Source organism: Mycolicibacterium vinylchloridicum, from assembly GCF_013404075.1.
GTDB lineage: Bacteria > Actinomycetota > Actinomycetes > Mycobacteriales > Mycobacteriaceae > Mycobacterium > Mycobacterium vinylchloridicum.
Map to the genome: position 1 here is coordinate 1 of NZ_JACBJQ010000038.1, position 12,866 is coordinate 12,866.

Annotated in this window: 4 protein-coding genes; all 4 read right to left on the minus strand. The window is 67.7% G+C overall.

The genetic code is table 11. From position 1 onward, the window contains the following. Positions 1-4,060: beta-ketoacyl synthase N-terminal-like domain-containing protein (locus HPC46_RS24975; RefSeq protein WP_325096763.1), on the minus strand; the 4,060-nt coding region annotated here is incomplete at its 3' end. Further along, positions 4,057-10,500 carry a type I polyketide synthase gene (locus tag HPC46_RS24980; protein WP_179474881.1) on the minus strand — a complete coding sequence of 2,148 codons (6,444 nt, stop codon included), beginning with the start codon at positions 10,498-10,500 and terminating at the stop codon, positions 4,057-4,059. The genes HPC46_RS24980 and HPC46_RS24975, both read right to left, overlap by 4 nt. A gap of 8 nt (positions 10,501-10,508) precedes the next feature. Then, positions 10,509-12,119, minus strand: coding sequence for a PfaD family polyunsaturated fatty acid/polyketide biosynthesis protein (locus tag HPC46_RS24985; protein WP_179474882.1), 1,611 nt, complete (start codon positions 12,117-12,119; stop codon positions 10,509-10,511). Positions 12,120-12,457: 338 nt separating this feature from the next. Beyond that, a complete protein-coding gene (locus tag HPC46_RS24990; protein ID WP_179474883.1) occupies positions 12,458-12,817 on the minus strand; it encodes a hemophore-related protein in 360 nt (119 codons plus the stop codon). Between the last annotated feature and the right edge of the window lie 49 nt (positions 12,818-12,866).

Sequence of the window (12,866 nt, forward strand, 5' to 3'; positions counted from 1 at the left end):
GTGGCGGTACTGGCGGCGGCATCGGTGCGGGGGCGGGCATCGCCGGAGCCGGCGCCGGGGCCACCGGAGCAGGTGCGGGGGCCGATATCGCCGGGGCGCCGGCCGCGACCGTGCGCACCGATCCGCGCCGTCCCGATACCAGGGCGAGAAGATCGCCCCGGGATTTCAGGAACGACGTGTGCGCTTCGGCTTGACGCTCGAGGAACGCCGTGTGCGCATCGCTCACCGCCGCAACCAGATTCAGTGCCGCGGAGGTCTGATCGCTGACGGCCGCCGGTGCTGCAGAGGCGACGGGTCTGGTGACCACCGGGGTTGTCGTCGGTGCGGATCGCACGGCGACGTCCTGGGCGACGACCAGCGGCGCGGGCTGCGCCGGCGCGGGCGGCATGACTTGTACGGTTCCGTGGTCCACTTGCGGCATGGGCGTGCTTCCATTCTTGGACGCCACCGGCGTCGGTACATTCGCGGACGGCTGCGGCGCCGAAACGGTCTTGGGCGCCGCGGGGGCTGAGACGATATCCGGCCAATGAGCGGCCAACGTCAGCTTGCGGATGGTCGCCGACGGCGACCGGCCCTGCTCACGCAGCTGCTGGATGCGCTCATCGAAGGCGTCGATGTCCACCGGCAACCCGTGAACCCATAGCTTGCAGACACTTTCAGCCAATGCCCGCAGTCCGCGGCGTTCTTGGGCGTCCAGGGCGACCGCGAGATGCGGGCGATCACCGAGGATCTTCGCGACGGCTCCCGTCAGGATGGCACGGGGCCCGTGCTCGACGAAGACGCGCACGCCGTCCTCCCACGCCTGCAGAATCGTCGCGGGAAAGTCGATCGGTTCGAGGGCTTGCCGGGTGATCGCCTCGGCGGCCGCCTCCCGGGTCGGCACATAGGCCCGGTTGACCGCGTTGGTGTAGAACCGGACGTCCGGTACCTCGTGTGTCTCCCGGGTGTGGATGTTGCGCCAGGTATCGGCGAACGGTGCCATCGCTTCGCAGTGGATGACCATGTCCAGACCGAGCGGTATCGCGGTGGCACCGTCGACGGCGTCGATCACCCGCCGGCACGCCGCGGGATCACCGCCGATCACACAATCGTCCGGTGCTTGAACAATCGTCATATAGGCGTGCGGCTCGACAGCCAGTGCCGCATCGACCTGCGCCCGGGGAGCGGTGATCCGCCAGCACTCCCACGGAGCCGGTTGATCGCCCAGCCCCCAGTCGGCCGCCGCGACCCGGCATTCACCGGTCAGCTCATCGCCGTACATCCCGGATGCCTCGATCTCATCCAGCATTGGCTCCAGGTCGCTCCACACCCCAAAAGCCATCAGCGAGTTCGTCTCGCCCGACGAAAGACCGATAGCGGCAGCAGGTTTGAGGCCGAGCACAGTCCGCGAGAACTCGGCGTGCGACTGACAGACCACGGCGCAACCGGTGAGCTGGGTACGTGGATCCAGGGTGGTGATCCCGGCACCGTGCAGGGCACGCGCCAGATCACCGACGCCGGAGAACCGTTGGGTGAGGGCGTCACCGATCTCGGGCCATGCGAACAGCAGATCGCGTCCGGCCCCCGGGTAGGCCGCGGCCGCGCCGGTGAATGTGAAGGCCAGCTCGCCGGTTATCGGGGCTTCGGCGTACGCAATGCCGGGAACGACCGGCGCCTCGCCCCGTTCCAGCCGTTGCACGGCCTGTTGCCGCAGCGCGTCGAGCGTGGCCTGGCCGTCACCGACCAGCGAACACCGCACCGGCCCGCTTCCGCCCGGTTCGCCACGTTGCAGCCGGCTGAGCAGATCGGCCCGGCTGTCGCCGGCATAACGCTCCGAAACCGGAACGACGCTGACAGCCAACGGCTTCGGCGCGCCGGCCGCGGATACGGTGATGCCGTCGGCGTGCCCGCCGAGCGCCTCCACCCACACCGCCGCGGTGGTGCCACCCGGTGCGGGCTGCGCACCGGCCTGATCCACCCGCACCCGGGCCCGGACCGCTTCGACACGGGCCGCGATCTCCACGGCCGCGCTGGCCGCATGCGTGCGGCCGATCCGCGCCTCCGCGAAGTTCGGATCCGTCGGAACAGGCTCATCGTCGGTGTCGATGACCGCGATGATCTCGTCGCCGGCGGCTTCTGCGTCAGCGCGTCGCTTGAGGACGAACGCCACGGCCGCGTCGCCGTGCGCCACGCTCGTGTCCGCATCGAGTGCGTCTGCGGCTCGCGAATGTGCCGGCTCACAACACATGTCGACCGCGCCGGCGACCACGGTGTCGAGTTCGCGGTGGCGCAGCGCCCGGATGCCGATTTGCAGCGCGGTGACTGCGGACAGTTCCTCGGTGGAGACGGTGAAGCCGAACCCGCGGAAGTCACGCTGCGCGTGGATACGGTTCGCGGGGATGTTCGGCATGGTTCCGATGACACCGTCGGCGGTCAGCTTCGGGGCGGCTTCGGAATTGGCGTCCAACCATTGGTCATTGTCGGCGTTGAGCACCCGCAACCGTTGCCGCGCAATCGTGGCATCGCAGCCCATGCCGACGAAGACGCCGGTCCGCTCCGGATCCGTGGTCACGTTGTGCAGCGCCTCCCCGGCGGCGGCCAACATCACGGTCTGCTGACTGAGGCTTCCGGCGAGCTCATTCGGCGGAAAGCCCAGTCCCGCGAGATCGAGCTCGACGACGTCGAGCGGGGTGGCTTGCGCGTCGGGACCCAGCACCCGGCGACGGAACGCCGCGGCGTCACGCGCGTCACCGGTGACCACACCGATCCCGCAGACGACGATGTCATCGGTGGGCAGCTCGCGGCGCGGCACCGAAGGCCTTGGCCCCCGGTAATTCTCGACGATGAGGTGTGCGTTGTTGCCGCCGAACCCGAAATTGCTGACGGCGGCGCGCTTGACCTCACCTTCCCACGGCGTGGGGGCGGTCACCAACGTGAACGGGGTATCGCCGAGCTTGTCGGTCGGCTTCTCGCACAACGTCGGCGGAATGGTCGACGCGTGCATGGCGGACAGCACATTCACCAGGCTCGCCGCACCGGACACGGTGATGGTGTGGCCCAGATTGCCTTTCAGCGCACCCAGTTTCAGCGGGACGTCGCCGTATGCCGCCGCGATGCTCTGCAACTCGGTGGCATCGCCCAGTGGTGTGCCGGTGGCGTGGCAGTCCACATAGTCGATATCGGCCGGTGTCAGGCCTGCCTGTTCGAGCGCCGATGTCATGGCGCGGGTCTGACCGCCGACCGCCGGTGCCAGGAAGCCGCTCTGTCGTCCGTCGTTCGAGAGCCCCACGCCCAAGATCACGCCGTGGATGCGGTCACCATCGCGTTCGGCGTCGTCGAGGCGCTTCAGCGCAACCAAGGCGGCGCCCTGCGAAGGCACCAGGCCATCGGCCTCGGCGTGGAAAGGCCGGGACCGGCCCGACGGGCTGAGGGCTTGCAGCGAGGTGAAACCCAGGTGCAGGAACAGGTCGTCGGAACCGTTGACGCCGCCGGCGAGCATCAGGTCGGCGTCACGGTCGTGCAGGGCGTCGCACGCGAGTTTGATGGCGTAGAGCGATGATGCGCATGCCGCGTCGAGCGCGTAGACCGGGCCGTTCATCTCCATCGCCCCGGCGATCAGGTGCACCGGTAGCCCCGACGAGAAGCGGTTCCGCGGATCGTCGTTGCCAACGCCGGTCCAGACAGCCTCGACGAACTCGGTGCCCATGGTGCTCGGATACGACAGGTTGCCGACGATCAGACCCGTCCCCGGTGCCGCCAGCGGACCGCCCAGCGCCTGCTGTGCGCATTGGGCGAGCCACGCGACGATCGGATCGAGCCGGTCGAAATCCGGTATCCGCGCGGCGAATTGGGTCAAGTCGAACGACGCCTGGACATAACCGCCGGTCGCCGACGAAACCCGCAGGCCTTGTTTGTCGCTGGCCAGCAGCTTTCCGGGATCGACCCCACGCCATTGGTCGCGGGGGGTCGGCGTCAGCAGGCAGCGTCCGGCCAGGGATGCGTCGAACAGCTCCTCCGGCGTGGCTGCACCCGGCAGTACACAACTACGTCCGACGATCGCGACGGGTTCGAACCCGCTCACGCCGACGTATCCGCGGCGCTGCCCGCAGCGTAGAACTCCACACCTTCCAGCGTTGCAACGAGCGCACCGTCGGCGGTTTCGTACGCGATATCGAAGTCGACCCGCTTGTCGTTGACCGGATGCGCGGCCAATCGGCAGCGCCCGATACTGCCGTCGCCGAACGCCCGGTGCTGGACAACACGCGCGATCCGGATCGGCAGCACCAGCGGACGTCCCTGTGCACTCGCCCACACGATGCCCAGCTGCAGACCGCCGTCGATGCTGGCGGCGTCGATCGCCCACCCATCCTGCGGCCAGCCCAGCTCGCCCAGACTCTTGAGAGTCGCTGCCCCTCCGGCGCTTCCGAAGGTGTCGAGCTGGGAGATCACCTCGAACTGCGGCCCGTGGAACAGCGGCCCCGCGTATGCGTCGCCGACGCTCAGCGGCCACGCCGACCCCGACACCTGCGGGACCGACAGTTCCGGCGCCGCGACGGCAGCGGTGTCCACGGTCGCGCGGTAACGCGCCCGGCCGTCACCGTCGACGATGGACACGGTGTACGACGACGAGTCGGCCGGCTCGAAATCGATGGTGAGGGATGGCCGTTCGCCTTCGGCGAAGGTCACCCCGGACAGCACCTGGAAGTCACGAACCACCGGGCATGCGTCGGCAACCAGCCCGCGCGCGGCGCGCAGCATCGCGTCGAGCGCGATCACCACCGGCACCACCACCTTGCCGCGGACCTGGTGGTCGGTCAGCACCGGCAGGTTTTCGGCCGATACCTCCCAGTCCAGGCGGGTCGCACGCAGGCGCGGCTCTGCGGGTGCGGCGACCACGACGGCGGTCGCCGACGAGCGGCACAACGCGTGCTCGGCGAAGAATTGGGCACCCTCGGCGATGGGGATGACACCCACACCGCCGGCGAGGAACCGGCTCTTCAGCGTCGCGTCGACCATCCCGCCGTCCCACGGACCCCAGCCGAACGCGCGCACCACGCACTCGCCGTTGCGGCGTGCGGACTCGCGGGCCGCAATGGCCTCCAGTGCGGCGTTGGCCGATGCGTACGCGGACTGCCCGGGGTTTCCGGCCCGTGCCGCGATCGAGGAGAACAGCGAGATGAACCGGAGCTCGTCGGTTGACGTGGCGTCCAGAAGCGCTTCGGCACCAACCAGTTTCGTGGTGAACACCTTGACGAACGCGTCGTCGTCGAGGTCCTCGAGTCGCTTGTCGGCCAGCACACCGGCACCGTGGACAACACCGACGATCGGCCCGAAGTTCTGCCGGACCTCGTCCAGCACACCGCGCAGCGCGGTTTCATCGGTGATGCTCGCCGCGAAGTATCGCGCCGGCGTTCCCTGCTTCTCGGCAGTGGACAACGTGGCGCGGACTTCCCGCTCGGCCAGCAGGCTCTCGGCCTGCGCTCGGGCCTGCGGCAGGCTCAGCTGCTCGCCGCGGGCCCGCGCCGATGCCGCCAGCGCAGTGGCGATTTCGGCGGCGGTGGTTCCGGACGGCTCGTCGGCAGAGACCTCACGCAGCGGCGTGCGGCCCAGCAGGGCGAGCCGCAGGCCGTGCTGTCTGGCCAATGCGAGCGCCGACTCGGCCGTCACGCCGCGTGCGCCACCGGTGACGATGACAACGCCGCCCGAAGAGACGCTGATCGTCTCGCCCTCACCGACCGAGGATTCGATGTCGTCGACGGCGACCAGCCGGGTTCCGTCAGCGCGCAGGGCGACCTCGATACCGCTGCCGCCTTCCAGTAGCTCGGCCGCGAGCCGTTCGGCATCGAGAGTCTCCATGTCGACGGCCCGCACCGATGCGTTCGGCCACTCCCAGCCTGCGGTCTTGACCAGGCTGGCGACACCGACCGGTACGTCAGCGGCGACGAAACGGGCACCCGTCGACTGCACAGTGACGAAGAGTCGCGTCGGCGCGGTGCTCTTGGCCACGCTGCGCGCGGCATGGAATGCCCGGACGTGCATCGCAACGCAGTCGTCGGGGGTGCGCGCCGGAGCCAATGCCGCCAGGCTGATGACGGCACCCGCCTGGGCGGGCGCCTCGTCGACGGCTTGCGCCTGCAGCCCACGGGCATTCAATGCACCCACCAGCGCATCGGCGAAGTCGGGGTCTTCCCGGGTGATGAAAATCCCGTCGCGCAGACCGGCCATCGCCAGCCCGCTGGGCGGTGCGGCCCGCAACTCCGCCTCGGTGCACGACAGTCCGACTGTTGCCGAGGGCACCGGTGCCGCATGCTGCACTGTCGCGGCCTGAGCGGTGGTGCCGCCGGCGGCGAAGCCGGAGACGGTGTCGACGACGTCTTGCAGGGTGCGCAGGTTCGCCAGCTCCGAGGCCGGAATCTCCGGAGCACCAGGGAACTTCGCCTGCAACGCCGCCAAAATCTCGACCTGCTTGATCGAATCGATCCCGAGCTCAGCCTCCATCTCCATGCCCAACCCGAGCATGTCAACCGGATAACCCGTCTTCTCCGACACAATCGACAACACAACATCACCCGCCGGCAGCCCCGGCGCAGCAGATGTTGCTACCGCCGCAGGTGCCGCTGGAGCAGCGAAGCCGGAGACGGTGTCGACGACGTCTTGCAGGGTGCGCAGGTTCGCCAGCTCCGAGGCCGGAATCTCCGGAGCACCAGGGAACTTCGCCTGCAACGCCGCCAAAATCTCGACCTGCTTGATCGAATCGATCCCGAGCTCAGCCTCCATCTCCATGCCCAACCCGAGCATGTCAACCGGATAACCCGTCTTCTCCGACACAATCGACAACACAACATCACCCGCCGCCACCGACGGACCGGCAGCGACAGGCGCAGCTACCGCCGCGGGCGCAGACACCGGCCCAGCGAAGTCGGCAATCGTGTCCACCACATCCTGCAACGTCCGCAACCCGGACAACTCAGACGCCGGAATCTCCGGAGCACCAGGGAACTTCGCCTGCAACGCCGCCAAAATCTCGACCTGCTTGATCGAATCGATCCCGAGCTCAGCCTCCATCTCCATGCCCAACCCGAGCATGTCAACCGGATAACCCGTCTTCTCCGACACAATCGACAACACAACATCACCCGCCGCCACCGAGGGCGCAGCCGGTGCGGCTGCAACGACAGGTGCAGGTGCGACCACCGCAGCGGCGGCCACCGCGGCGGGAGCCGGTGCGGCGATCGGAGCAGGCGCAACCGGGGCGGCCGCCACCGGCGGTGCGACCACCGGAGCGGCGGCAATTGGCACCGTAATGGACTGTGGTGCAATGCTTGTCAATGCCCTCGGGCTGTGGGTCACCGTCGCCGGCTCGCCCACGATCTGCGCCATCATCTGCGTGGACATGTCCAGGAATGCCTGGTGGCTTTGTGTCACCACATCCATGTACCGCTGGTGCTGCTCGGCGGTCTCCTTCTGGATGCTGTCGATGATGCTCCAGACATCACCGGACAGCGGGGCCTCGATGACCTCGGCCTGGATCTCCACCTGCCGCGCTGCGACCGGTGCCTGCTGCTGCGCGATCGGGGCCGGTGCCTGCGCGACCGGCGGGTGAACGACGGGCGCCTCCATCCGCTGAACCGCCGGGGCGGGTGCGGGTGCCTTGGTCACTACCGGCGGTACGCTCTGCACGCTTGTCCGAGTGCGCTTTGCTGTGATCGAAACCTTGCCGTCCGCCGGCGGATACGGCTTGCCGAGGTTCGCTCCCCCGACCTTGACGACATGCTTCGGCGCCGGAACGAACTTCACCGGCTCGGCGTAGTGATCGAACAGCGCGACCAGATCCAGCGCGACGCCGTCGGCCGCCAGCGCGGCCAGGCCGCGATGCCAACCACGCAAGCCGTCGGCCTTCGGATCATCGAGAGCGACCGCGAAGTGCGCAGAGTCGCCCAGGATCTTGCCGACCAGACCGGTGAGCACCCGGCTCGGACCGACTTCGATGAACCGCGTGACCCCGTCGCGGGCCATCGCCTCGATCATCTCGCGGAACCGCACCACCTGACGAACCTGATCGCCGAGTTGCACCGCGACGTCCTCGCTGTAAACCTGCGCGGTGGCGTTCGCATAAACTGGGAAGTTGGGCTGTCCGATCTTCAGCGTCTTCAGGTAGGCGGTCAACGGCGCGGAGCTCGCAGCCACGATCTCGGAGTGGAACGCCGAGGCCACCGGCAGGCGAACGGCTGTCCAGCCCTTCGCTTTTGCCGCCGTCTGCGCCCACTCGATATCGGTCTCGTAACCGGCCAAGACCACCTGGGTAGGTGCATTGTCGTTGGCGATGACCAACGATCCCGACTCCGGCTGGGTAGCCAGCAGCGCCCGCACGTCGTCGGCGGTCGCCGTGACGGCCAGCATCGCGCCGTCCTTGCCCTGGCCGGCCTCGTTCATCAGCGTGCCGCGGGTCCGGGCCGTCTCGACCAGGCTCTCGGTGGGCAGCACGCCCGCCGCCGCGAGCGCGGTGACCTCGCCGAAGCTGTGACCGGCCGCCGCAGTCGCACTCACACCGAGCACGTCGAGCAGCGCGAGTTGCGCGAGGCTGGTGGCAGCGATGGCCGGCTGAGCGTTGGCCATCGCGGTGAGCTCTTTCTTCTGCGCATCCACCGCGGCTGGGTCGAAAACCGGCTCCGGGAACACCACACCGGGGAGATCGGTCAGGTCACCCTCGAGACCGTCCCACACGGCGAGTGCTTCGGGGAAGCTGAGCGCGAGGTCGCTGCCCATTCCGACGTACTGGCTGCCCTGGCCCGGGAACAGGAATGCCGTCTTGCCTTCGCGGGCCGGCCCGAAGCCGACGGCGATGTTGGCGTCCTTGAGCTCAGCGGCCTTGCCGTCCGCAAGCGCGCTGCGCAGCCGACCGGCCACTGCGGCAAGCGATTCGGCATCTGTGGCGACCAGACCGGCGCGAGCGGGTTGCGAGGCGTCGAATTCTTCGGCGGCCTCGAACGCGATGCGAGCCAGACTCTCGCCGGAACGCGCCGCGGTGACGATTTCCGCGGCCCGGTTCTGCAGATCGGCCTCAGACTGCGCACTCAGCACCACGAGCTCGCTGGGCAGCGCCCGCAGCCGCTTGGCGCGGTGCTCGCCCTGATACTCCTCCAGAGTGACGTGGAAGTTGCTGCCGCCGAAACCGAATGAGCTGACCGACGCGCGCCGCGGCTGGTCACTCTTGCGCACCCAGGGCCGGGTCTGCGAGTTGACGTAGAACGGCGAATCCTCAATTCCCATCGCCGGGTTGGGACGATCCACCTTCAGGGTGCCTGGCAGGGTTGAATGCTGCAGCGCGAGAACGGCTTTGATGAGTCCAGCGGCACCCGCTGCGGCCTTGGTGTGGCCGATCTGGGATTTGACCGATCCGATCGCGATACGCGCCGAGCTGTCGGTGAACACCGACTTCAGTCCGGCGAACTCGGCAACGTCACCCGCCTTGGTCGCGGTGCCGTGGGCTTCGACGAGTTCGACCGTCGACGGGTCGTAGCCGGCGCGCTCGTAGGCGCGGCGCAAGGCCTTGGCCTGCCCCTCCGAACGCGGCGCGTACACGCTGGATGCCCGGCCGTCAGACGACGAGCCCAAACCACGGATCACCGCGTGGATCTGGTCGCCGTCACGCTCGGCGTCGGCGAGGCGCTTGAGGGCCACCATGCCCACACCCTCGCCGATGATCGTGCCATCAGCACCGGCCGAGAACGGTCGGCAGTCACCGGTCGCCGAGAACGCCGGCGTCTTGGAGAAACACATGAACATCATCACGTCGTTGAGTGCGTCGACACCGCCGGTCAGCACCACATCCGACTCGTGCAGATACAGCCTGTGCAATGCCGACTGCAGCGCCGAAAGCGAACTCGCGCAGGCGGCGTCGGTGACGAAGTTGGCGCCGCCGAGGTTCAGGCGGTTGGCCACACGGCCGGCGATGACATTGCCGAGCAGACCAGGGAACGTGCTTTCCTGCCACGGCACGTAGTGATCGGCGATGTCCTGGCAGATCTCGTCGGCCTCGTCCTCGGCCAAGCCGTTCTCCAGCATCGCTTTACGCCAGATCGGCCGCTGCATGCGCGAACCCATCTGCACCACGAGTTCGGTCGTCGATGCGACGCCGAGAACCACGTCGACCCGGTCCAGATCGACTTCGCGGCCTTCACCCTGCACCTGATCGAGCAGCTGCCTGGCTGCGATCAAGGCGAGGATCTGCCCGGTATCCGTCGACGGTAAAGCGTTGGGCGGCAACCCGAATTGCACCGGATCGAAGTTCACCGGGTCGATGAAGCCGCCGCGCTTGCAATACGTCTTGTCCGGCGCCTTGGGGTCGGCGTCGAAGTAGTCCTCGATCAGCCAGTGCGAGGGCGGTACCTCGCTGATGGCGTCACGGCCAGCGGTGATGGTGCGCCAGAAACCGGTGAGCCCCGACTCGCCCGGGTAGATCGCCGACATGGCGACCACCGCGATCGGAGTGGCAATGGGCTGGTGCGTGTTGTCAGTCAAGGTAACCCTTATCCGAGTGGACGTGGACGGAAATCAAAGGCGGAAGGCGGCATCGCGACGCCCGAAGCGCGAAGCTGCCCGGCTCGAGTCACGGTCGCAGCGCCCTCGAGGAGATTGAGCGCGATCTGCCGAACCGTACGTGCCTCCACGGGTTCGAGGAAGCTTCCCCGTACCCATTGGTTGAAGGCGCCCATCGCCGGGCCACACCAGATCTGGTAGTCAGCGCGGCGCTCGATGTTGCCGTCGCGCGCCCACTGCGAACCTGTGAACAGGTACCAGCGGAATACCAGGGCCATGCGATGTCTGGGGTCCGCCGCGGCGCGTTCCACCTGCCGTGGATCGCTCTTGGCGAAGAATGCCTCGGTGTCCGCCCAGATGTCGGCGACACTGCGTCCGAGGACTGTCTTTTCGAGATTCGCCAACTCCTCGGCCGGCGCCTCTTCCAGCGAGGAGTAGCGGCGATAGAAGTCGGCCAGTCGGTGCCCGCGTTGCGCGAACATGGTGCCCCGCTTGAGGACCTGCACGGTCACGCCCATCTCGAACATGTCGGCGGCAGGTGCCATCGCCACGTCGGTGGATTCGGCCAGCCCCAACAGCGTTCGGGCATCCGGTGACAAGCCGCTCTCGACTGCCGACTGGTTGACCGAACCGGTCAATACATACGCTGCGCCCGCGGCGAACGCCGCCGCGACGGCGGCAGGTGTGCCCAGGCCGCCTGCCGCACCGACCCGGGGCAGGACCGAGTAGCCATAGGCGGCCGCGATCTCGTCACGCAGGCTGATCAACCGTGGCAGCAGCACGGTCAATGCACGGTTATCGGTGTGCCCGCCCGAATCCGCTTCGGCGGTGATGTCTTCGGCGATCGGGATTCCGCTGGCCAGCGCAGCTTCCTCGGCGGTGAGCCTGCCCTCGGCGACCAGGGCGCTCAACATCGCTTCGGGAGCGGGCGAGAGGAACTGGCGGGCGACCTCATCGCGAGAGACCTTCGCGAAGATGTGCCCGGCCCGCACGATGTGTCCGGTCGCATCCCGTCGCAGACCCTTGGCGGCGTAGAGGACCACCGCAGGCGTCAGGCGCATGAACGCCGACGCGGAAACGTAACGGACACCGAGACGGTGGAACAGGTCGACGGTCGCCAACTCGACGCCGTCGCTCTGGACGTTGTGAATCAGGTTGGCGCCCCAGCCGGCGGAGTCCCGTCCGAGCGAGGCCTGGATCTCCAACACGCCGGCTTCGACGGTCGCCAGGTCGAGCCCGGCGCTGCCGTAGAAACCCATCACGCCGGCGCGCACCGCTTCGATGGTCATCTGCGGCGTCGCGATCCCTCGAGCCATCTCGCCGACGACATACGGGAATCGCACGCCATGCGTGGCGGCGAAACTGCGGTCGCCGAGCCACTCGGGGTAGATCGGCGGCAGGACGGCAAGCACTTCTTGACTCAAGAGCTCCGGCGTTAGTTGCCCGGCGCTGTCGAGAAGGACGGCGCGCGGCCCCTGCGCCGAATTCACGACGGCAACAGGCCTGCGGATTGCCGTCAGCGCCTCGCCGACGTCGGGTCGATCAAGCAGCGCTACAGAGGCGCCATTCGTCGGATGAGAGTTAGCCAAGGTGGCCTGCATGAGGAGCGACTCTAGCTTTACGCGCGCGACAAATCCCGGTTTTAGAACACGTTCATGCGCCCGGCGGCCTACCCGGCGGTAACTCTGTGAGGATCGTACGCTGGTGCCCGTCGCCGCCGTTGCCGAAATGACACTCGGAGGGTCGTTTTTCGGTCACTTCCACAACAGCCGTGATTGACGCTTCAGCAAATTTCCCGGCGGCCCATTTCGCCGGCGGAAGACCGGCATGCCCGAGCCGTTCAAAGGTCGGAACAAAGACCATAACCATGTTTACGGTGTGCGGTTGCCCCCGCTGGCGGGGCCGTGTCAGCCAGTTCGGAATCCGGCCAAACGCAGGGTCAGTAATTCATGCAGGTGTTGGCGACCTGCGTAATCTGTGGCCCGATCTGCGCATAGATCATCGCTTGCAACTGTGGGTTCACTGCTTGCTGCTGCGCCAACTGCCGCTGCCGTTGGTCCACCGGCATGGCCAGGAACTGCTGGATATTGGCTTGCATATCAGGGCGGCCATTGAGCTGCTGAGCCAGGGCCGGAGCCTCCGCGTTGAGAGCGGCCGTCACCTGTGGATAGCTACAGGTCGTGTTAGCCAGCGCTTCCGTGACGGGGTCGGCCGACGCGGACCCCGCCATCGCCAGAGACATCACCGCCGACAAGCCGGCGGTTGCGACAACAGTTCGTAAGCACCGTGCTGATTTCATGGGCGGGCGCCCTTTCGTTTGCCAGAAACGCGTGTAGCCGTAGCGACGG

What these genes read in the sequence shown, in the direction of transcription:
- HPC46_RS24985 (WP_179474882.1), bottom strand. Translation starts at nt 12,119, where the DNA reads ATGCAGGCCACCTTGGCTAACTCTCATCCGACGAATGGCGCCTCTGTA.
- HPC46_RS24990 (WP_179474883.1), bottom strand. Translation starts at nt 12,817, where the DNA reads ATGAAATCAGCACGGTGCTTACGAACTGTTGTCGCAACCGCCGGCTTG.